The 21,119-nt window shown below is 71.3% G+C and carries 24 protein-coding genes; 19 read left to right on the top strand and 5 right to left on the bottom strand.

Annotation, left to right across the window (positions count from 1 at the left end):
• Positions 1–89: 89 nt before the first annotated feature.
• The 11 genes from AC3IYI_RS19280 to ygfZ all read left to right on the top strand — a co-directional run bounded on the left by AC3IYI_RS19280 (position 90) and on the right by ygfZ (position 9,097).
• Positions 90–179 carry an Ms5788A family Cys-rich leader peptide gene (locus AC3IYI_RS19280; protein ID WP_350875872.1) on the top strand — a complete coding sequence of 30 codons (90 nt, stop codon included), beginning with the start codon at positions 90–92 and terminating at the stop codon, positions 177–179.
• Positions 180–381: 202 nt separating this feature from the next.
• Positions 382–1,227, top strand: a complete 846-nt coding sequence (locus tag AC3IYI_RS19275) for a sulfurtransferase (protein ID WP_112449118.1) — start codon at positions 382–384, stop codon at positions 1,225–1,227.
• Positions 1,228–1,359: 132 nt separating this feature from the next.
• Positions 1,360–1,650 (top strand): DUF1416 domain-containing protein, encoded by a 291-nt coding sequence (locus AC3IYI_RS19270; protein ID WP_489411346.1) that lies wholly within the window; start codon positions 1,360–1,362, stop codon positions 1,648–1,650.
• 194 nt (positions 1,651–1,844) lie between these two features.
• Positions 1,845–3,485: a nuclease/transposase family protein gene (locus tag AC3IYI_RS19265; RefSeq protein ID WP_489411345.1), complete on the top strand. Its 1,641-nt coding sequence runs from the start codon at positions 1,845–1,847 to the stop codon at positions 3,483–3,485.
• 80 nt (positions 3,486–3,565) lie between these two features.
• Complete coding sequence (locus tag AC3IYI_RS19260; RefSeq protein WP_489411344.1) at positions 3,566–3,832, top strand: DUF3099 domain-containing protein; 267 nt, start codon at positions 3,566–3,568, stop codon at positions 3,830–3,832.
• 195 nt (positions 3,833–4,027) lie between these two features.
• Positions 4,028–4,774, top strand: coding sequence for a hypothetical protein (locus AC3IYI_RS19255; protein ID WP_489411343.1), 747 nt, complete (start codon positions 4,028–4,030; stop codon positions 4,772–4,774).
• Positions 4,771–5,640: a hypothetical protein gene (locus AC3IYI_RS19250; protein WP_489411342.1), complete on the top strand. Its 870-nt coding sequence runs from the start codon at positions 4,771–4,773 to the stop codon at positions 5,638–5,640. Before AC3IYI_RS19255 ends, AC3IYI_RS19250 begins: the two co-directional genes overlap by 4 nt.
• Positions 5,637–6,551: a hypothetical protein gene (locus AC3IYI_RS19245; protein WP_489411341.1), complete on the top strand. Its 915-nt coding sequence runs from the start codon at positions 5,637–5,639 to the stop codon at positions 6,549–6,551. The genes AC3IYI_RS19250 and AC3IYI_RS19245 overlap by 4 nt, the downstream gene beginning before the upstream one ends.
• 285 nt (positions 6,552–6,836) lie before the next feature.
• Positions 6,837–7,409 carry a heme-binding beta-barrel domain-containing protein gene (locus AC3IYI_RS19240; RefSeq protein WP_489411340.1) on the top strand — a complete coding sequence of 191 codons (573 nt, stop codon included), beginning with the start codon at positions 6,837–6,839 and terminating at the stop codon, positions 7,407–7,409.
• Between the two features lie 225 nt (positions 7,410–7,634).
• Positions 7,635–8,096, top strand: a complete 462-nt coding sequence (locus AC3IYI_RS19235) for a Fur family transcriptional regulator (RefSeq protein ID WP_489411339.1) — start codon at positions 7,635–7,637, stop codon at positions 8,094–8,096.
• A gap of 32 nt (positions 8,097–8,128) precedes the next feature.
• Positions 8,129–9,097: a CAF17-like 4Fe-4S cluster assembly/insertion protein YgfZ gene (ygfZ, locus tag AC3IYI_RS19230; protein WP_489411338.1), complete on the top strand. Its 969-nt coding sequence runs from the start codon at positions 8,129–8,131 to the stop codon at positions 9,095–9,097.
• Positions 9,098–9,107: 10 nt separating this feature from the next.
• Here the strand turns inward: ygfZ and dtd are convergent, their stop codons facing one another.
• Positions 9,108–9,533 carry a D-aminoacyl-tRNA deacylase gene (gene dtd / locus AC3IYI_RS19225; RefSeq protein ID WP_243339461.1) on the bottom strand — a complete coding sequence of 142 codons (426 nt, stop codon included), beginning with the start codon at positions 9,531–9,533 and terminating at the stop codon, positions 9,108–9,110.
• Between the two features lie 207 nt (positions 9,534–9,740).
• On the opposite strand from dtd, the gene AC3IYI_RS19220 reads away from it, so the two are divergent.
• The 6 genes from AC3IYI_RS19220 (at position 9,741) to AC3IYI_RS19195 (ending at position 14,018) form a co-directional block, all read left to right on the top strand.
• Complete coding sequence (locus AC3IYI_RS19220) at positions 9,741–10,292, top strand: RsiG family protein (protein WP_489411337.1); 552 nt, start codon at positions 9,741–9,743, stop codon at positions 10,290–10,292.
• Positions 10,293–10,358: 66 nt separating this feature from the next.
• Positions 10,359–11,603 carry a GNAT family N-acetyltransferase gene (locus AC3IYI_RS19215; protein WP_489411336.1) on the top strand — a complete coding sequence of 415 codons (1,245 nt, stop codon included), beginning with the start codon at positions 10,359–10,361 and terminating at the stop codon, positions 11,601–11,603.
• A 62-nt stretch (positions 11,604–11,665) separates the two neighbouring features.
• Positions 11,666–12,427, top strand: a complete 762-nt coding sequence (locus AC3IYI_RS19210) for a putative protein N(5)-glutamine methyltransferase (RefSeq protein WP_489411335.1) — start codon at positions 11,666–11,668, stop codon at positions 12,425–12,427.
• A gap of 86 nt (positions 12,428–12,513) precedes the next feature.
• Complete coding sequence (locus AC3IYI_RS19205) at positions 12,514–12,942, top strand: helix-turn-helix domain-containing protein (protein ID WP_489411334.1); 429 nt, start codon at positions 12,514–12,516, stop codon at positions 12,940–12,942.
• Positions 12,943–13,000: 58 nt separating this feature from the next.
• A complete protein-coding gene (locus tag AC3IYI_RS19200; RefSeq protein WP_489411333.1) occupies positions 13,001–13,555 on the top strand; it encodes a hypothetical protein in 555 nt (184 codons plus the stop codon).
• A 124-nt stretch (positions 13,556–13,679) separates the two neighbouring features.
• Positions 13,680–14,018, top strand: a complete 339-nt coding sequence (locus AC3IYI_RS19195; RefSeq protein ID WP_489411332.1) for a DUF2516 family protein — start codon at positions 13,680–13,682, stop codon at positions 14,016–14,018.
• 71 nt (positions 14,019–14,089) lie between these two features.
• Here AC3IYI_RS19195 and AC3IYI_RS19190 read toward each other — a convergent pair whose 3' ends face one another.
• From AC3IYI_RS19190 to AC3IYI_RS19180, 3 genes are all read right to left on the bottom strand, one after another.
• Complete coding sequence (locus AC3IYI_RS19190) at positions 14,090–15,334, bottom strand: PP2C family protein-serine/threonine phosphatase (RefSeq protein ID WP_489411331.1); 1,245 nt, start codon at positions 15,332–15,334, stop codon at positions 14,090–14,092.
• Between the two features lie 261 nt (positions 15,335–15,595).
• Positions 15,596–16,645, bottom strand: a complete 1,050-nt coding sequence (locus tag AC3IYI_RS19185) for a C40 family peptidase (protein ID WP_489411330.1) — start codon at positions 16,643–16,645, stop codon at positions 15,596–15,598.
• 171 nt (positions 16,646–16,816) lie between these two features.
• Positions 16,817–17,626, bottom strand: coding sequence for a class I SAM-dependent methyltransferase (locus AC3IYI_RS19180; protein WP_489411329.1), 810 nt, complete (start codon positions 17,624–17,626; stop codon positions 16,817–16,819).
• Positions 17,627–17,791: 165 nt separating this feature from the next.
• On the opposite strand from AC3IYI_RS19180, the gene mshA reads away from it, so the two are divergent.
• Together mshA and AC3IYI_RS19170 are read left to right on the top strand one after the other, a co-directional pair.
• Complete coding sequence (gene mshA, locus AC3IYI_RS19175; RefSeq protein ID WP_489411328.1) at positions 17,792–19,180, top strand: D-inositol-3-phosphate glycosyltransferase; 1,389 nt, start codon at positions 17,792–17,794, stop codon at positions 19,178–19,180.
• Positions 19,173–19,694 (top strand): type III secretion system chaperone family protein, encoded by a 522-nt coding sequence (locus tag AC3IYI_RS19170; protein ID WP_489411327.1) that lies wholly within the window; start codon positions 19,173–19,175, stop codon positions 19,692–19,694. The genes mshA and AC3IYI_RS19170 overlap by 8 nt, the downstream gene beginning before the upstream one ends.
• A gap of 32 nt (positions 19,695–19,726) precedes the next feature.
• Here the strand turns inward: AC3IYI_RS19170 and AC3IYI_RS19165 are convergent, their stop codons facing one another.
• Positions 19,727–21,028 carry an MDR family MFS transporter gene (locus AC3IYI_RS19165; protein WP_489411326.1) on the bottom strand — a complete coding sequence of 434 codons (1,302 nt, stop codon included), beginning with the start codon at positions 21,026–21,028 and terminating at the stop codon, positions 19,727–19,729.
• Positions 21,029–21,119 lie beyond the last annotated feature (91 nt).

Here is a 21,119-nt window from a genome sequence, read left to right as displayed (position 1 = left end):
CCACGAGGGGCCCGATCCCACTATTCGGACGATCCTGTCTCGGAATATGACACGGCGGTGACAGGGCGGCCGATTCGTCCCTACGATCCATGGCTATGAAGCATCAGCAGGCGGACCTCACGAAGCGACGGGCAGTAGACCTGTGTCGCGTCGCCGCCATGCTCTGTCGATCCATGTGACGTGTGAGCGCATCCCGCTCCATAGCCGGACGACGGCCTTCCGCTTTCCCGTGTGACCACCTCTGCCTCCCGCCCTCCTGAAGCCTCCCCGCAACAGGATCCGCAGGGGGTACCTCTCAGCGGTAGCTGGGGGAACACCCGGACGCACGCACCCCGCACCACCAGCACCACCCCGCCGCACACTGCCCCGGAGGAGAACACCATGAGCCGCAGCGACGTCCTCGTAGACGCCGACTGGGTCGAGGCCCACCTGAACGACGCGAACGTCGTCATCGTCGAGGTCGACGAGGACACGTCCGCGTACGACAAGAACCACATCACCAACGCCGTCCGGATCGACTGGAAGAGCGACCTCCAGGACCCGGTCCGCCGCGACTTCGTGGACCAGGAGGGCTTCGAGAAGCTCCTCTCCGCCAAGGGCATCTCCAACGACGACACCGTCGTCCTCTACGGCGGCAACAACAACTGGTTCGCGTCCTACGCCTACTGGTACTTCAAGCTCTACGGCCACCAGGACGTCCGCCTGCTCGACGGCGGCCGCAAGAAGTGGGAGCTCGACTCCCGCGACCTGGTCGACGGCACCGAGGTCCCCAGCCGCCCGGCCACCGAGTACAAGGCCAAGGCCCAGGACACCTCGATCCGCGCCTTCCGTGACGACGCGGTCGCCGCGATCGGCACGAAGAACCTGGTCGACGTCCGCTCGCCCGACGAGTTCTCGGGCAAGCTGCTCGCGCCGGCGCACCTCCCGCAGGAGCAGTCGCAGCGTCCGGGTCACATCCCGAGCGCCCGCAACATCCCGTGGTCGAAGAACGCCAACGACGACGGCACCTTCAAGTCCGACGAGGAGCTCACCGCCCTCTACCAGGCCGAGCAGGTCGACCTGGCGAAGGACACCATCGCCTACTGCCGCATCGGTGAGCGCTCCGCGCTCACCTGGTTCGTGCTGCACGAGCTCCTGGGCCAGGAGAACGTCAAGAACTACGACGGCTCGTGGACCGAGTACGGCTCGCTGGTCGGCGTGCCGATCGAGCTCGGCGCCAACAAGTAGTTCCAGGTACCCGGCGTTCCAGGTACCCGGCGTTCCAGGTGCCCGGCGTTCCGGGTACCCGGCCTTCCAGGCACCCAGCATTCCGGGCATGCGACGCCCGTAGTCATACCTCTCTAGGACAGGACAGAGAACATGTGTGGAGCACAGATCGGCGGGCCCGACCTCTCGACGCTGAAGCCCGGTGAGACGGCCATCCAGGGCCAGGTCACCAAGGACGGCGAGCCCATCAGCGGCTACGTCCGTCTGCTGGACTCGACCGGCGAGTTCACCGCCGAGGTCCCGACCTCGGCCACCGGCCAGTTCCGCTTCTACGCGGCCGAGGGCTCCTGGACGCTGCGCGCACTCGTGCCCGGCGCCCAGGCGGACCGCGCCGTGGTCGTCGTCGAGTCCGGCGGCGTGACGGACGTCGCGATCGCGGTCTGAGCACCGCACTTGTGTGACCGTACGACTGCATAACCGGCCGAAGGGCCGCACCCCCGGGGGTTGGACGCCGCCACTATTTCGGGGTGTGGTCCTTTGGGTCGCTCTTGTGAGTGATACCGCTACTCGGGTGATTCCGATTACGGTCGGTTGTATGAATCTCGCGGGGTGGGCGAAGGTGCGCTCGATGGCATGCCATGGCTGATTCGGTCAGGCAGCTGCGTGCCATCGCTCCCTCGTTCGTGGCCACCGGCCCCTCTGGTGTGGCGATACGGGGCCGTCTCAAGGGTCTGAGTGCCGAGGGCGAGAGCGTTCTCCAGCTGGTCGGCGAGCATCAGGGAAGGCTCGCGGCGCGTGACCTCAAGCGGCGTTGTGCGGATGGCCCGGACCATTCCGTCGAGACGTGGGCGGCCCGTAAGCGGGGGCTGACAAAAGAGTCGTCGTCGCGGATCGCCGGGGCGATCACCAAGGCCAGCCACGATCAGTGGGCGCTCGCCCGCCGCTGCCAGGCCGCGCACATCCAGGACCTGGACGCCGGCATTCGGACGCTGCGACACCGCCTCGCCCTCCCGATTGGGGAGAAGGGAACCAAGCGGGCTGCGGGAGGCTACCGCTCCAGGAGCGAATGGTTTCGAAAGTCCCGGCGTCTCGCGGCTCTGGAAGAGCGGCATGCGGCTGCTGTGGCCGATTGGCGGGCGGGCCGGGTCCGGGTGGTGCGGGGTGGGAAGCGGCTGGCGAACACCCGCCACCACCTGGCCGAAGCCCAGCTCAGTGCGGAGCAGTGGCGTGCCCGCTGGGAAGCCGAACGCTGGTTTCTAGCTGCTGATGGCGAGTCCGGTAAGCGGTTCGGGAACGAGACGATCCGCGTCACCCCCGACGGTGAGGTCAGCATCAAGCTCCCGGCCCCGCTCGCGCACCTGGCCAACGCCAAGTACGGCCGGTACGTCCTGGCCTGCCGGATCGCATTCGCGCACCGGGGCGAGGAATGGGCTGAGCGCATCGAAGCGAACCGGGCGGTGGCCTACCGCATCCACCTGGACGTCGCACGAGGCCGCTGGTACCTGACCGCAGCCTGGCAACGCCCCGTCATCCAGACGATCCCACTCGCCACCGCCCGCGCGAACGGCATGATCGGTGTCGATACCAACGCCGACCACTTCGCCGCCTACCGGCTCGACCCGCACGGCAACCCCATTGGCGAGCCACACCGCTTCCGCTACGACCTGTCCGGCAACGCTGATCACCGCGATGCGCAGATCCGCCATGCCCTCACCAGGCTGCTGCACTGGGCGAAGAGTGTCGGGGTCAAGGCCATCGCGATCGAAGACCTCGACTTCACGACCGAGAAGACCCGCGAGAAGCACGGCCGCAAGAAACGGTTCCGGCAGCTGATCTCCGGCATCCCGACCGGCAAGCTCAAAGCCCGACTCGTATCGATGGCCGCCGAACACGGGCTGGCCATCGTCGCAGTCGATCCCGCGTACACCTCCCAGTGGGGACGCCAGCACTGGCAAAAGCCGCTGGTCACCCCACGCCGCAGAATGTCCCGTCACGATGCCGCCGGCATCGCGATCGGGCGACGCGCCCTCGGACACCCGATCCGGCGACGGACGGCACCGCCCCCACACGACCAGAGTGATCGTGTGGGGCATCGGACCGCCCAGGCCGGACCAGGCGCCCGCAGGCGTGACGGAAACCGCCCACCCGCCACGGAACACGTCCCCAGAGATGTGCCGCCGAGCGGGACGAGAACGCGGGGACCCAGTGCATCCAAAACCGTTCGGGATGCGCCCAGTCAGCACGAGTGGGTTCAAGACCCACTCGTGTCTGCCGGCTAGGAACGGTTGGACGCCATCGGATCGGCCTTCGTGTCCGTCCGGGCCTCGCCGGGAGCGGGGGGCGGTTCTACCCTGGAGGCATGTCCGCCGCCCGGCGCCGGCGCGCCTACTTCCTGCTCATGGGCGGATGTCTGTTCCTCTTCGTCTCCGCCTGGTCCTTCGTGCGCCTGTGGTCCGTCGAGGCAGCCGTGGCGATGTGCGTGGTCGCCATGGTCATTCCGCCGGTCGCCGCGGTGGTCGCGAACCGGCGCGGCCCGGACGACCGCTGGTGGGACGACCCCTCGGGTGACCCGAAGTCCGACGAGTGGTGGGACGAACTGGATGGAAAGCGGCGTAACGAGGATTGAAACCCGTCGATATAAAACTGTAATAAGTATGACGGCCACATCTCCCTCCGGCAGGGTGTCTTGTGTGTACGCGGGCAATCGATCCGCGACTCCAGTCCTGTGGGGGGACTTCTTTTGGAACACGAACAGACCATCTCTGACCAGCGGAAAGAGGGGGAGAGTGGCCCGGAATCGGGCACTCCGGACGTGGCGCCGGTGGCGGTTGCGAACGCACCTTCGGCCACCCCTCGCCGTCGCGGCGGCCGTACGGTCCTCCTGATCACGGGCGCCGCCGTCCTCGGAGTCCTGGCGGGCACGATCACCGGCTACGCGATCCAGTACGACCGCGAACCGACCCCGCTGGCGCCGCTGGCGCAGGCGGACCTGGTGGCGCCGAAGGCACTCGCGCCCGATGACGCCACCACGAACAAGACGATCAACGTCAACCGCTGGCACAAGACGGACCACGACCTCGCGAAGCTGCTGATCGAGGCGCCGGGCGGGGCGAAGAACGGCGGGTCGGGCTACGTCTCCACCGATTTCCTCGCTCTGGACTTCGAGCACCCCGACCGCGCCCTGAGCAACTTCGCCGCGACCGGGCTCCGCCGGGCCGCCTCGGTGCGGTGGTCGCAGGACGACACGACGTTCGTCGATGTGAGGCTGCTGCAGTTCAACGACCGCAGTGCCGCGGAGGATTACCAGACAGACCAGTCCGCGTACACGTCCACGAAGGAGTACGCCGGCAACGACGGCATGCCCATCGACGGACTTCCCTCGGAACTCGGGCACGTCTGGGTGTACTCGAAGGCCTACGAGAAGCCGGGCTACCTGCCGATGCGCACCGCGCGGGCGTACGCCCGACGCGGCGACGTCGTCCTCGAGATCCACTACATGAACAACCGGGGCAAGGTCGCCGCAGGCGATGTCATGGAGCTTGCCAAGCGACAGCTGGAGCGACTGTGACCGAGCCGACGCAGAACGAAGTGACCCCGGCTGCCGTTTCCGAGGCCCCCGCGGGCGGCGGTCCGACGCCCGAGTCCCCAGCCGAGGCCGTGGCCGCAGCCGAGGTGCTTCCCGAGCCGCCCGCGAAACCAGCGCGCCGGATCAACCGCAAGGCAGTCGCCCTGGTCGCGGGCGGCCTCACCGTCGCCGTGCTGGTGGGCGGTGGCGTCGCCGCGTCCTCCGCGATCGCGGACGCGGACCGGGAAGCCCCCACCGCCTACTGGGTGCCCACGGGCGAGCGCATGGGGAAGACCGTCGAGCCCGGTACCGTCCCGGCGAACGAGCTCACCGGCAAGCTGCTGCCGATCTCTGCCGGCTTCACCCTCGGCCCCGACCTGGGGGCGCACGGCAAGGACTTCTACGTCTCCGGGGAGAAGGCGGTCGACGGCTTCAAGGAGTCCCGCGACGGCCTGTCCACCACCGAACGCAAGAAGCGCGACGAGATGCTGGCCGGGCTGAAGCTCAAGGGCTTGGCAGGGCGCAGCTACACCAAGGGGAAGGGCGAGTGGGTCGCGGAGGTCCGCATCATGCAGGCCGACCCGAAGGCGGTGGGCAACCACGCCGAGATCGTCAAGAAGATCCTCGAACTCACCGGCGACAAGCGCGAGGCGCCGAAGGTGGACGGATTCCCTGACGCCAAGTGCTCGCTGATGGCGATGGGGGAGGAGGGCAAGGAGACGATCGACTCGATCGACTGCACGGCCGTCGAGGGCGATGTGGTCGTCACCTTCCGCGCCTACGGGGCCAAGCCCTTCTCCACCTCCGACGCCGTCGCGTTCTTCAAGAACCAGATGAGCCACCTGAAGACCCCCGGGGAGTCCGCGTGACCGAGCAGAACACCACCGGAGCCGTCACGGTGGCCCCCGGGGACGAGGCCGCTGCAGCGAGTCCCGCGGCGGCCGCGGAGGTCTCGGCGGCGCCGGAGGTCCCGGCCGCCGCCCCCGAGCCCGCCCCCGCCGCCCCGGAGGTCCCCGCCGCGCCCAAGGACCGCCGCAAGCTGTTCGCCGCGCTGCGCTGGACCGCCGCCGTACTCGTCTTCGGCGCCGTCGGCACGGGCGTCGCGTACCAGGTCGCCCAGCCCGCGCGCACCGACATCCCGGGCCTGTCCACCAAGGCCGACGGCCGCTGGGCCTACCCGGCCCTGGCCAAGCCGACGCTGCCGGCGGGTGCGGCGCTGCCGTTCGCCAAGGACAACGAGGACGGCATCCACTACGCCGGCCTCACCCAGTTGCTCCTGCCGCCGCCCGCCGGTTCCACCCCCGACTCCACGTTGAAGCTGGAGAAGGACGAGGTGGTGACCCCGGACTCCTTCCTGACGGAGTACGACGCCTCCGCGCACGCGAAGATGAAGGCGCAGTTCGCCAACGACGGCCTGCGGCAGATCGTGGGCCGGGGCTGGACCACCCCGGACGGTACCCTCACACGCATCTACCTGCTGCGGTACCACTCCTCCGGCTTCGCGGACACCTTCCAGGAGTGCAGTGCCGACATGCATCTGAACGCGACCCGCGTGGCCCCGGACCTGTCCTGGGCCGAGGCCAGGAACCGGCAGTCCCGGCCCGACCTCGCGGGCGTGTCGCTCTACGCAGAGCCGGCCCCGTTCGGTGACGCGCAGGCCAAGGTCGGCTGCGTCCCCTCCGGTGACGTGGTCGCCGTGATCCTCCAGTCCCGCAAGGGCGAGGTCGCGACCGTGCCCTTCCACCAGACCGTGGTCCTCCAGTACCAGCTGCTCCGCTAGCGCCGGAGCCCCTCGTACGGGCCACCTCACACCGTGCCCCGGTCCCCAGGCCAGTAGGCTTGGGGACCGGCCCCGTAACGCCACCCTTAACACTCCGAGGAGCACCCCGTGCTTGAGGCAGTCTTCACCTCCCTGCTGGTCCTGGTCTGCGTCGGCGTCCTCGCCTTCTCCGGACTGGCCGTGAAGAAGCTGTACCAGGGCCAGCGCTGATCCCCTCGGATCTGCCGTCGACCGCCCCGGATACCGGAACCCCTCCCACAGATCGCCTGAGCTGAGCAGCCATTCATGATCCAGATCCCGTCCGACCTGAACCCGGGTCTCGTCCCCCTCGCCTTCCTCCTCGGCAACTGGGAGGGCGCAGGCGTCTTCGACTTCCCCGGTGAGGAGAAGTGCAACTTCGGCCAGGAAGTCGTCTTCAGCCACGACGGCCGGGACTTCCTGGAGTACACCTCCCACACCTGGGTGCTCGACGCCGAGGGCAGCAAGGTGCGGCCGCTGGAGTCCGAGTCGGGCTACTGGCGCATCGACAAGGACCGCAAGGTCGAGATCGTCATGGTCCGTGACCAGGGCGTCGTCGAGGTCTGGTACGGCGAGCTCGCCGACAAGAAGCCGCAGATCGACGTGGTCACCGACGCGGTCGCCCGCACCGCGGCCTCCGGCCCGTACAGCGGTGGCAAGCGGCTCTACGGCTACGTGAAGAGCGACCTGATGTGGGTCGGCGAGAAAGCCACCCCCGAGGTGGAGCTGCGCCCCTACATGTCGGCCCAGCTGAAGAAGGTCGTCACGCCCGAGGAGGTCGCGGAGATGGCGCGCAACCTTCCGGACATGCCGGACGACGGCATCGCCTTCTTCCGCTAGGCCGCCGGCGGACCGCGGGACCACTGGGACCGCGCGACCACTGGGACCGCGCGACCACTGGGACCGCGCGACCGCGCGACCCGTGGCAAGCGTGCGCAGGAGCCCCCGGCCGCCCCGGCCGCCGGGGGCTCCCGCACGCGCGGCGCCGTCCCGCACGGCACCGTTCCCGCTTCCCGCACGGCCTCCCCGCTCCCCTGGTGCGGGCCCGAGGCCTACACTGGCCGGGTGGTGACCACCGACAGCACCGAGAACCTCGCCGCCGCCGACGGCGGCGACTGGAAGAGCGACCTGCGCCGGCGCGGATACCGTCTGACCCCGCAGCGCCAGCTCGTGCTGGAAGCCGTGGACGCCCTGGAGCACGCCACCCCGGACGAGATCCTCGTCGAGGTGCGCAAGACGGCCTCCGGGGTCAACATCTCCACGGTCTACCGCACGCTGGAGCTCCTGGAGGAGCTGAAGCTGGTCTCGCACGCCCACCTCGGGCACGGGGCCCCCACGTACCACCTCGCCGACCGGCACCACCACCTCCACCTGGTCTGCCGCGACTGCACCGAGGTCATCGAGGCGGATGTGGACATCGCCGCCGAGTTCAGGTCCAAGCTCCGCGACACCTTCGGCTTCGAGACCGACATGAAGCACTTCGCGATCTTCGGCCGCTGCAAGACCTGCGCCGCCAAGCAGCACTAGGACTGCCCGGGGCAGGGTCGTAGGCTGGAGCCATGACCAGCAGCCCCTTGCTCCATCTCCCCGGCGCCGTGCAGGCCGAAGGCCGCGACGAGGGCGTCGCCGCCCACTACGGAGAGCTGTACGGAGAACAGCGCACCCTCGCCGACGGCCGCGGCTTCGTCGACCTCTCCCACCGCGGGGTCGTCACCGTCACCGGCTCGGACCGGCTGAGCTGGCTGCACCTGCTGATCACTCAGCACGTCACCGCCCTCCCGGCCGGCGAGGCCACCGAGGCGCTGATCCTCTCCGCGAACGGCCACATCGAGCACGCGCTCTACCTCGTCGATGACGGCGAGACGATGTGGATGCACGTCGAGCCCGGCACCCAGGAGGCGCTCATCGCCTACCTGGAGTCGATGATCTTCTTCTACCGCGTGGAAGTCGCCGACCGGACCGCCGAGTTCGCCGTCGTGCACCTGCCGGCCGGCTCCATCGCCGAGGTCCCCAAGGAACTCGTCGTACGGGAAACCCCGTACGGCCGCGACGTGTTCCTGCCGCGCGACGGGCTGGAGGCCTTCGCCGCCTCCCACGGCCCGGCCGCCGGGCTCCTCGCGTACGAGGCCCTGCGCGTCGAGGCGCACCGGCCGCGGCTCGGTCTGGAGACCGACCACCGCACCATCCCGCACGAGCTCGGCTGGATCGGCACCGCCGTGCACCTGCAGAAGGGCTGCTACCGCGGCCAGGAGACGGTGGCCCGCGTCCACAACCTGGGGAAGCCGCCGCGCCGGCTGGTCTTCCTGCACCTGGACGGCTCCGAGGTGCTGCTCCCCGCGCACGGCGCGCCCGTACGGCTGGCCGCGGACGGGGAGGAGGGCCGTCAACTGGGCTTCGTGACCACCTCGGTCCGCCACCACGAGCTGGGCCCGATCGCCCTCGCGCTGGTCAAGCGGAACGTCCCGGTGGACGCCCCGCTGCTGGTGGGCAAGACGGCCGCCGCCCAGGAGGTCGTCGTGGCGCCGTGACCGCCGCGCGCTAGATGTCGATGACGATGGTGAACGGGCCGTGGTTGGTCAGCGAGACCCTCATGTCCGCGCCGAACCGGCCCGTCTCCACCGTCGCGCCCAGCGCCCGCAGCTGCGCCACGACCGCGTCCACGAGCGGCTCGGCGAAGGCCCCGCCGGCGGCCGCGTTCCACGTGGGGCGGCGGCCCTTGCGGGCGTCTCCGTAGAGGGTGAACTGGGAGATCACCAGCAGCGGCGCGTTCACGTCACTGCAGGACTTCTCGGCCTCCAGGATCCGCACCGACCAGAGCTTGCGCGCCAGCAGCTCCGCCTTCTCCGGGGTGTCGTCGTGGGTCACCCCCACCAGAACGCACAGCCCCTCCCCGACGATCTCCCCGACGGTCTCGCCGGCCACCACGACGCTCGCGCCGTCCACCCTCTGCACCACTGCTCGCATACCACCTGTGTACCAGGCGTGCACCCGTCCGGGGCCGATCGGGTGGAGTGGGACTGCGTCGGTACCACGGGGAGTGGCACGATGCACGCAGGCGGTGCCCCCAGCACCGGTCGAGGGGACGGACACGAACGCATGAATACTTCTGGTACCTCCGCACCTGCTTCTGCGCCCATCGCAACCGTGGGCTCCGCAGCGCCCATCGCACCCATGGCGTCCGCGGCGTCCGCCGAGACCTCGGCGCCGCGGCCGCCCGCGCAGCGGACCGGGGCCGCGGACGCCCCGCCGACTGCGACCACCGCGCTCGGCCTGCCGGAGCTGCGCGGGCTGCGCCGCGACGCGCAGCGCGACGAGGCCGACCTGAGCTACGTGCGCCGGCTGCTCCAGGGCCGCATCGACATCCTGCGCGCCGAGCTCGCCCGGCGTACGGACCCCGAGGCGCCGGTGGTGGACCGCCTCTCGGAGATCCTCGCGGACGCCCCCTCCAGCCGCAGCGCCTCCGCCCGGCACGTCACGCTCGGCACCCCGCACGGGGAGGAGTACCGGCTGCTGGCGGCCGAGATGCTCTCCGACGTGGAACTGTCGGACCTGGGTGCCCGCACCGACGAGGAACTCCACGAGGGCATGGGCCGGTTGGTGCGCTACGAGCAGCAGGTCTCGCGGCGCCGCCAGCAGCTCCAGCGCACGGCCGACGACTGCAGCGCGGAGATCACCCGGCGCTACCGGGAGGGCGAGGCCCAGGTGGACGACCTGCTGGCCTGAGCAGGCGCGGGGTCCGCGGAAAATACGGGCGACGGGGGCGGGCCGGGCCGATTAGCGTGGGTCGCTATGAGCGCTGACGTCCGGCCGATCGCCGTAACCGAGCTTCCCGACTGGCTGCGCACCGTGCACACCGGTTTCCTGAACGCGACGCACGGCACGCCCGCGGACGTCGCCCTGCTGGCCGAGAACTTCGACTTCGCCCGGACGCAGGGCGCGTTCGACGCGGACACCGGCCGGTGCGTGGCGACCTTCCGCTCCTTCCCTCAAGAACTGACCGTGCCCGGCCGGGAGTTCGTCCCGTCGAGCGCGATCTCGCACGTGTCCGTGCTGCCCACGCACCGCAGGCAGGGCCTGTTGACCCGGATGATGGCCGCCGAGCTGGCCGCCGCCCACGCCCGCGGTGACGTGCTGTCGACGCTGATCGCCGCCGAGTACCCGATCTACGGGCGCTACGGGTACGGGCCCGCCACCTCCACCGCGGAATGGGAGATCGACGTACCGCGCACCGGGCTCGACGGGCGCTGGTCGGCGCCCGAGGCGGGCGGGCGGATCGAGCTGGTGGACGTGGACGAGGTGCGGAAGGTGGGCCCGGCGCTGCACGAGCGGCTGCGCGCGGCCACGCCCGGCGTGGTGAGCCGCAACGCCCGCTGGTGGCGGTTGAACACGGGTGAGGAGGAGATGTCGCACCACCCGTACGAGCCCGGGTTCCACGCCGTGTACCGGACGGCCGGGGGAGAGGTGGCCGGTCTGGTGCGGTACACCGTGGACGACAACTGGACCGACGCGAAGGTCCCCCACAACACCCTGCGGGTCAAGCAGCTCATCGCCGTCACCCCGGAGGCGGAGCGGGCGCTGTGGCACTTCCTCTGCTCCATCGACTGGGTGGTGAAGGTCCGCACCGGCTACCGCGCCCCCGACGACCTCGTCACCGGGCTCCTGCCCGACGCGCGCGCCGCCCGGCTGGTGACCTCGGCGGACATGTTGTGGGTGCGGCTGCTGGACGTCGTACGGGCCCTGCGCGCGCGGACGTACGCCGTGCCCGGGGTCCTCGTCCTGGAGGTCGCCGACCCGTCCGGGCCGGCGGGCGGGCGCTACCGGCTGGACGCGGGTGCGGGGGACTGCGTACGCACGGAGGAGCCGGCCGATCTGCGCCTGGACGTGGGCACACTGGGGGCGCTCTACCTGGGCGACGAGTCGGCGGTGCGGCTGGCGGCGCTCGGCGCGATCACGGAAGTGCGCCCCGGAGCGCTCGCGCTCGCGGACGTGGTGTTCCGCACGGCGCGCCGGCCGTGGTGCCCGGACATCTTCTGAGCCCTGGCTGTGGCTGCCTGTTGGGTTTGCTCCTGAACTGGAAAGAACGAGGACTGAGGTAGTTGGCAACACTGGTGGAAACCCTGCGCGCGGCCGGCTGCGTCTTCGCGGAGGAGGAGGCGGAGCTGCTGACGGCCGCCGCCGAGGACGCGGGGCACCTGGAGGGGCTGCTGGCCCGGCGGGTGGCGGGCGAACCGCTGGAACACGTCGTCGGCTGGGCGGAGTTCTGCGGGCTGCGCATGGCGGTCGGCGAGGGGGCCTTCGTGCCGCGCCGGCGCAGCGAGTTCCTCGCGCGGGAGGCGGTGGCGGCGGCCCGGCCCGGTGCGGTGGTCGTGGACCTGTGCTGCGGGGTGGGCGCGCTGGGCGCGGCCGTGGCCGCGCAGGTGCCGGGGGCCGAACTGCATGCGGCGGACATCGACCCGGCCGCACTCGCCTACGCCCGGCGCAACCTGGCCCCGTACGGCGGCCGGGTCTGGGAGGGCGACCTCTACACGCCCCTGCCCGCAGCCCTCCGGGGCCGGGTGGACGTGCTGGTGGTCAACGCCCCGTACGTCCCGACCGGGGAGATCGGCCTGTTGCCGCCGGAGGCCCGCGACCACGAGCCGCCCGTCTCCCTGGACGGCGGCGCTGACGGCCTGGACGTCCACCGCCGGGTGGCCGCGGGCGCCCCGCCCTGGCTCGCGCCGGGCGGCAGCCTGCTGATCGAAACGAGCGCCCGCCAGTCCCCGGTCACGGCCTCGGCCCTGACGGCGGCGGGCCTGTCGGTGCGCGCGGTGACCTCCGAGGAGTACTACGCGACGGTGATCATCGCGACGGCGCCGTAGGCGGCGCGGGTCGCCGGCGCAGGGGGGGTGGGAGTTATTGCAAGCAGCTGCTTGCAATAGTTAGCAAGGTGCGGCAGGATCGGGGCATGGCATCGCTCAACGTCGGGAACCTCGGCGAGTACCTGCGCGAGCAGCGGCGGCAGGCGCAGCTTTCGCTGCGGCAGCTGGCCGATGCGGCGGGGGTGTCGAATCCGTACCTCAGTCAGATCGAACGCGGGCTGCGCAAGCCGAGCGCGGACATCCTGCAGCAGCTCGCCAAGGCGCTGCGGATCTCCGCCGAGACGCTGTACGTGCAGGCCGGAATCCTGGACGAGCGGGACCGGGACGCCGTGGAGACGAAGGCCGTGATCCTCGCCGATCCGTCCATCAGCGAGCAGCAGAAGCAGGTGCTGCTCCAGATCTACGCGTCCTTCCGCAAGGAGAACGCCGCAGAGGCCGAGGCGAAGGCCGAGGCGGGAGCGGACGTCGCTGCCGACGGTGGCAGTGGCGATGCCGAGACGCGCCATACGAACTGAGTACGCACCGAGTACGCACTGAGCACGAACTGAGACCGTGATCCGGGAGGACCACCACATGGCCATCGCCGATGACCTGAAGAAGACCCTCACCGACCCGACCCCCCTCTACTTCGCCGCCGGCACCGCCGACCTCGCCGTGCAGCAGGCCAAGAAGGTGCCCGGGCTGATCGAGCAGCTGCGCGCCGAGGCCCCCGCGCGCATCGAGGCCGTGAAGAACACCGACCCGAAGGCCGTGCAGGAGAAGGCCAAGGAGAAGGCCAAGGAGGCGCAGGTGGCGGTCACCGCCACGGTCGCCGAGGTGTTCGGGGCGATCGACGCGAAGAAGCTCGGGGAGACCGCCCAGGACCTGGCGCTGCGCGGGGTCGGCGTGGCCGCCGAGTACGCGGTCAAGGCCAAGGAGGCCTACGACAAGGTCGCCGAGCACGGTGAGCAGGCCGTACGTGCCTGGCGCGGCGAGGTCTCCGAGGAGATCGTCGACATCGCCGTGGTCGTGGAGCCGGAGGCCGCCGAGCCGGTGGCGGAGCCCGCCGCCGAGCCCGCGCCGAAGAAGGCTCCGGCCCGCAAGGCCGCAGCCAAGAAGGCCGCCGCCGAGACGGCCGACGAGAGCTGAGAACTGCGCGACGGACCGGGCACCCGATGGGCGTCCGGTCCGTTGTGGTTTGGGAAAGGGGCTCTGCCGGTAGCGTGGAGGCAGGTGGCATCCGGCGAGCGAGGCGCGAGAAGGCGGTCAGGCGATGTTGATGAACGGGTTCGATAACGGAGTGCTTCCGTTGCTCGGGTTCGCCATGCTCGGGCTTGCCGTGGCGGCCTTCGTGCTGGCGCTGACGGCGCGCGAAGACGCGTACCGGGCGGCCGGCAAGCAGACCAAGACCTTCTGGCTGGTCATCCTCGGCATCACCGTGCTCGTGGACTTCTTCCTCGGGATGCTCTTCCTGGAGATCGCAGGGCTGGTCGCCAGCATCGTGTTCTTCGTCGACGTGCGCCCCGCCATCAAGCAGGTCTCGGGCGGCGGCGGCCGGCGGGGCGGCAGCAGCAGCGACGGGCCGTACGGGCCCTACAACGGCGGACGGTAGGCAGGTAGGCGGCCGCAGGCCGTAGGCGGCCTGTTCGGTCCGGTCGCCCAGCCCGTCAGCCCGTCAGCCCGTCAGCCCTCGGCGCGGGAGAGGAGGACGACGGCGACGTCGTCCGTCAGCTCCCCGCCGTTGAGGCGGCGGGCTTCGGTCACGGAGGCTTCGAGCAGGCCTTCGCCGCTCAGCCCGTCGGCCAGGTGGCGGTTGATCATCTCGACCATGCCGTCCTGCCCCAGCCGCTCCTTGCCCTGGCCGATCTTGCCCTCGATCAGGCCGTCGGTGTAGAGCATCAGGCTCCACGTGCCGCCCAGCTCCACCTGGCGGCGAGGCCAGCGGGCCCGGGGCAGCAGGCCGAGCGCCGGGCCGCTGTTCTCGTACGGGAGCAGTCGCGCGGGGCGGCCCGGCCGGGAGATCAGCGGCGCCGGATGGCCCGCCAGGCACAGGCCCGCGCGCCGGCCGTCGGGGGCGATGTCCACCGTGCAGAGCGTCGCGAAGATCTCCTCGCAGGGGCGCTCGACTTCGAGGACCTCCTGAAGGGTGGCGAGCAGGTCGTCGCCGCACAGGCCGGCCAGGGTCAGCGCCCGCCAGGCGATGCGCAGCTCGACGCCGAGGGCGGCCTCGTCCGGGCCGTGGCCGCAGACGTCGCCGATCATCGCGTGGACGGTGCCGTCGGGGGTGCGGACGGTGTCGTAGAAGTCCCCGCCGAGGAGCGCGCGGCTGCGTCCGGGGCGGTAGCGGGCGGCGAAGCGGAGGTCGGAACCCTCCAGGAGCGGGTGCGGGAGCAGCCCGCGCTCCAGGCGGGCGTTCTCCTGGGCCCGGAGTTTCGATTCTGCGAGCTTGTACTGGGCGATGTCCGCACGTTTTCTCTCCACGGCGTAGCGGATGGCGCGGCTGAGCAGCCGCCCGTCGAGCTCGTCGCGGAAGAGGAAGTCCTGGGCCCCCACGCGTACGGCCTCCGCGGCGCGCTCCGCGTCCTCCTCGGAGGTGAGGACGAGGACGGCGTGCCGCGGGGCGATGCGGAGCACCTGGCGCAGGGCTCGGAACGGATCCGCGGCGTCGCCGACGCCCGCGCCCGCGCCGTGCGGGAGCGCGAGGTCGAGCAGGACGCAGTTCACGTCGGGGGTGAGCAGTCGGGCCGCCTCCGTGAGGTTGCGCGCGCTGCGCAGCCGGATGCGGTGGCCGTCGGCGTCGAGGATCTCGGGGACGGTGAGGCCGCCGGCGGGGTCGTCCTCGATCACCAGCAAGGTGAGCGATGACGTGCCGCCCGGTCCGCTCTCGGTGCCCGGGATGTCCCTCTGCCGCGGTACGGGTACGGGCATCGTCTCCGGTTCCTTCCCGCCCCCTCGGGGGTTCGCTCGTCCGGCGACCCTAGCGGCGGGACGAGAGAAGCGGAATGGCGGGTCCGGCTCGGGGCTCCGGCATATGCCGTTATCGGGGGGGAAAGTCCGCGTCGACGAATGACCAACGTCACGGCGCGGGGGTACGACGTCCCGCCCACCGAGACGTCACCCCGTCGGGGGCGGTCCGTCCCCGCGGGCGGGCCGTCCCGGCGGCGCTGCCCGTCGGTGAGCGGGCGGTCGCTACGCGTCCGGCCGGACCACGGCCTTGATCGGCATGGAGCCCGCGCCCGCCATGGTGACGTTGCGGCCGGGGCGGGGGGCGTGCACCATCGCGCCGTCCCCGACGTACATCCCGACGTGGCTCGCGTCGTCGAAGTAGATGATCAGGTCGCCCGGCCGCATGTCCTTGACCGCGACGTGTCGTAGCCGGAGCTGCTCCTGCGAGGTGCGCGGGATCCTCTTGCCCGCCGCGAGCCAGGCCTGCGAGGTCAGCCCGGAGCAGTCGAACGAACCGGGTCCCTCCGCGCCCCACACGTACGGCTTCCCTATCTGGGCGGCCGCGAACTGCACGGCCCGCTTGCCCGCGTCGGTGGCCGCCGCGCCCGAGGAGCCGGTCATCGCGCCCGTGGACAGCCAGTCGGTCTGCGCCTTGCGCTGCGCTTCCGCCTCCAGCTCCAGCAGCCGGGCCTTCTCCTCGGCCTCCAGCTTGCTCTCGAGGTCCTCCGCAGCCTTGATCTTGTCCTCGACCTGCTTCTTCGCGGTTTCCTGCTTGACCCGGTTGGCCTCCAGGGTCTCCCAGTGCGCGCTCGCGTCCCTCGCGTACTGCTGCAAGTCGCTCTGGGTGCGGTTCAGTTCGGAGAGCAGGTCCGAGGTGGCCTTCTCGCCCTGGCGCAGCCGGGCGTTGCCGTCGAGGAACTGCGACGGGTTGTTGCTCAGGGCCAGCTGCGCGCCGGGCGGGAGCCCGCCCGAGCGGTACTGGGCGCGGGCGGCCGCGCCCGCGCGGCCCTTCAGGGTGGTGATGCGGTCCTGGCCCGCGAGGACCAGGTTGGCGATCTCCACGATCTTGTCGGACTGCGTCTTGGTCTCGCTCTCCGCGAGGTTGAAGGCGTCCGTGGCGGCGCCGGCCTCGCGGTACAGACCCTCTATTTCCTTGCGGACCTGCTCCAGGGACTTGCCCTGCTGGGGCTCCGGCGCAGCGAACGCGGTACCGGCCAGTGCGCCGGGCGCGGACAGCAGCGCCATCGCGCAGAGCAGTGTGAGGGCGATCGAACCCCGTCGTCGTTTCCTCATGGTCCCCCCAGACACCGGATTGACTAACCGTCAGTAACTTGTGATTGCCTTCGGGATGGTGCCACGAGTCGGTGAATTCCAACACCCTTGTGGATATCCATCCGATGCGTCCCGATCGCCCCCGGTGGCCCCACTGGCCCCGGCGGCCTCACTGTCCCGGTGGCCACCGTCTCACCCCGAAGGCCTCAACGCTTCCCACCGCACCGTCAGTTCCCCCTGACGCCACCGCACCGGCCCGTCCGCCAGCGGCCAGTCCCCGGCCAGCGCCCGCGCCGTCCGGATCCAGCGCTGCCGCGCCCCGTAGGAGGCGTACGGAGCCGCCGCCGCCCACGCCCGGTCGAAGTCGCGCAGGAACGCGTGCACCGGCTCGCCCGGCACGTTGCGGTGGATCAGTGCCTTCGGCAGCCGTTCCGCCAGGTCGGAGGGGCGCTCCAGGGAGCCCAGCCGGGTCGCGAAGGTCACCGTGCGCGGCCCTTCGGGTCCCAGCGCGACCCACACGTGCCGCCGCCCGATCTCGTCACAGGTCCCCTCCACCAGCAGCCCGTCGGGAGCCAGCCGGGCACGGAGCCGCTCCCACACCGCCTCGACCTGCTCCTCGTCGTACTGGCGCAGCACGTTCGCCGCCCGGATCAGCGCCGGCCGGACCCCGCCCTCCAGCGGTACCTCGAAGCCGCCGTGCCTGAAGCTCAGGCCCTCCCGCTCGTACGGCTTCGCGCCCGCGACCCGGGCCGGTTCGATCTCGATGCCGACCACCCGCACCCGCGGGGCCGCCTCCCGCAGCCGGGCCAGCAGCTCCACCGCGGTCCAGGGCGCGGCCCCGTAGCCGAGGTCCACCGCGACCGGGTCGTCCGCGCGCCGCAGCGCCGCTCCGTGCGTCGCCGCGATCCAGCGGTCCATGCGGCGCAGGCGGTTCGGGTTCGTCGTCCCGCGGGTCACCGTGCCGACGGGGCGACGAGGGGGAGGGGTGGAGCGGGAGGCCATGTGCAGAGAGTAAGCGGAGGGTTCCCGCCCGATAAAAATCCGGCGCGGCGGCAGGAAATCCGTCCGTCCCGGAATGCGGGAGACGGCTGCCCGGGTTGCACTCCTAGAAGAGAGCGCCGACAGCGCTCTCCGCGTCATGCCGTCCGAGCGAGAGGAACTGCTCCCTTGAGCCAGTACGTGTCCCGCATCGGCGGCAGCATCGGCGGCCGGTTCGCCGCGGCCCGGTCCGCCGCCCGGCACGAGCCGCCCCGCCTGCGCCTGCCCGCCGCCGTCGGCGGCCACCGCAAGCCGCGCCGCGTCGCGATGCTCAGCGTGCACACCTCACCGCTGCACCAGCCCGGCACCGGCGACGCCGGCGGGATGAACGTCTACATCGTCGAGCTGGCCCGGCGCCTCGCCGCGATCAACATCGAGGTCGAGATCTTCACCCGGGCCACCACCGGCGGCCTGCCGCCCGTGGTCGAGCTCGCGCCCGGAGTCCTCGTACGGCACGTGGACGCGGGCCCGTACGAGGGCCTCGCCAAGGAGGAGCTGCCGGCCCAGCTGTGCGCCTTCACCCACGGCGTCATGCAGGCCTGGGCCGGCCACCGCCCCGGCTACTACGACCTGGTCCACTCCCACTACTGGCTCTCCGGCCACGTCGGCTGGCTCGCCGCCGAGCGCTGGGGCGTCCCGCTCGTGCACGCCATGCACACCATGGCCAAGGTGAAGAACGCGGCGCTCGCCGAGGGCGACACCCCCGAGCCCGCCGCCCGCGTCATCGGCGAGACGCAGATCGTGGAGGCCGCCGACCGGCTCATCGCGAACACCGCCGAGGAAGCGGACGAGCTCGTCCGCCACTACGCCGCCGACCCCGGCAAGGTCGCCGTCGTCCACCCCGGCGTCAACCTCGACCGCTTCACCGTCGCCGACGGCCGCGCCGCCGCCCGTGCCCGCCTCGGGCTGCCGCAGGACGCCGTCATCCCGCTCTTCGCGGGCCGCATCCAGCCGCTCAAGGCCCCCGACATCCTGCTGCGGGCCGTCGCCGAACTGGTGGACCGGGAGCCGGCGCTGCGCACCCGGCTGTTCGTGCCCGTCGTCGGCGGGCCGAGCGGCAGCGGCCTCGCGAAGCCGGAGGGGCTGCAGAAGCTGGCCGCGAAGCTCGGCATCGCGGACCTCGTGCACTTCCATCCGCCGGTGGCGCAGGACGCGCTCGCGGACTGGTTCCGGGCGGCGTCCGTGCTGGTCATGCCCTCGTACAGCGAGTCCTTCGGGCTGGTCGCCATAGAGGCGCAGGCCACCGGCACACCGGTGCTGGCCGCGGCCGTCGGCGGGCTGCCGGTCGCCGTCAACGACGGGGTCACGGGGATCCTCGTACCCGGACACGATCCGGTCGACTACGCCCGGGAGCTACGGCGCTTCGTGGACGAGCCGGGCCTCGCGGACCGGATGGGCGCGGCGGCCGCACGGCACGCGCAGTTCTTCGGCTGGGACACCGCCGCGAGCGGCACGGCCGACGTGTACACGGGGGCGATGCACGATCACCGCCGTCACGTACGCTCCCACCATGGCTGACGCTGACCCCACCGACGGCACCGACGGCACCGACACCGCCGCGATCATCGAAGCGACGCTGACCGGCGCGGAACTGAGCTGGGAGAGCCCCGAGCCGGGCTCGTACGTGGTCCAGCTCCCCGGCACCCGCAAGCTGAGCACCACCTGCTCGCTCAAGGCCGGAAAGCACTCCCTGTCGGTCAACGCCTTCGTGATCCGCCACCCGGACGAGAACGAGGCCGGCGTCCACCGGTGGCTCCTGGAGCGCAACCTCAAGCTCTACGGCATGGCCTACGCGGTCGACGCGCTCGGCGACGTCTACCTGACGGCCCGCCTCCCCCTGTCGGTGATCACCCCCGACGATCTGGACCGGCTGCTCGGCACGGTCCTGGAGGCGGCCGACGGGGCCTTCAACACCCTGCTGGAGCTGGGTTTCGCGAGCGCGATCCGGCGGGAGTACGAGTGGCGGGTCTCGCGGGGCGAGTCCACGCGCAACCTGGACGCCTTCAAGAACCTGACGCAGCCGTCGGGCTGACGCGGCACGGTGGTCCGGGCCGCCTCCCCGCCTCAGACCCCCGCGGCGCCGGGGACGACGGCGGTCGCCGGGCCCGGCTCCGCCGTGACGACGGGCTCGGTGGGGCCGGCCGTCCCCGCTCCCGGCTCCCCCTGGGGGAGCCCCCGCATGAGCAGCCAGTAGCCCAGCGCCGCCACCGTGCCCAGGACCGCAGTCGAGCCCCACAGCCACCCCGCGCCGAAGTGCTCGATCGCGAAGCCCGCCATCAGCGGCGCGATCAGCGAGGCCACCGCCCACGACATCGTGTACATGCCCTGGTAGCGGCCGCGCCCGTGCGTCGGGGAGAGCCGCGCGACCAGGCCCATCTGGATCGGCGAGTTGATGATCTCGGCCAGCGTCCACACGCAGACGGTCAGCGCCAGGCTCCACACCGAGCCGCCGAAGGCCGTCAGCCCGAAGCCGTACCCGGCCAGCAGCGCCGAGATGACCAGCAGCTTCTGCGGATCGCGGTGCTCGATGAAGCGGGTGACCGGGATCTGCAGCAGCACGATCAGCACGCCGTTCACGGCGGCGACCAGCCCGTAGTCGGCGGTGGAGAACCCGGCCGCGCCCATCGCGAGCGGCAGCCCGAACGAGCCCTGCATGAAGATCAGCGAGATCAGGAACGACAGCCCGACCACACCCATGAACCGCCCGTCCCGCAGCACCGTCCCCAGGCCGATCTCCGGCCCGGCGGCCGCCTTCTCCGCCGCCGTCTTCTGCGGCTGGGACTCCGGCAGCTTGAGGTAGACGAGCACCGCGCAGACCAGCGTCAGGGCCGCCTCGCCGAGGAACCCGGCCAGGTAGCTGTACTCCGCGACGAAGCCCGCCACGGTCGCGCTGACGGCGAAGCCCAGGTTGATGGCCCAGTAGTTCAGCGCGAAGGCCCGTACCCGGTCCTCCGGCCGGACGATGTCGGCCATCATCGCCTGCACCGCCGGCCGCGAGGCGTTGGAGGTCATGCCGACCAGCAGCGCCACCGCGGCGATCGCCGCCGGCTGCTCCATGAATCCGAGCAGCGCCACCGAGAACGCGGTCGACGCCTGCGCCGCCATCAGCGTGGGCCGCCGCCCCAGCCGGTCCGTGAGCACCCCGGCGACGAGCGAGGACACCACACCGCCGAGCCCGTGCAGGGCCACCACAAGTCCCACGAAGGAGGCCGAATAGCCCCGCTCCAGGGTCAGGTACAAGGTCATGAATGTGGCGACGAAGGCCCCGAGCCTGTTGACCAGCGTGCTCGTCCAGAGCCACCAGAACTCCCGGGGCAGGCCCGCCACGCTCTCGCGGGCGGCCCGTCTCACACTGGCAACGGACATAAGGAATCCCCCCGGAGATGTAAGTGTCCCTCTGCTCGTTTGGACCCTACGGGCCCGGTCACTCGAGAGCCACTGGATTGACGGCTGCCGT

This window comes from Streptomyces sp. GL_148, from assembly GCF_057834205.1.
This window is presented reverse-complemented; position numbering and strand designations above follow the sequence as displayed.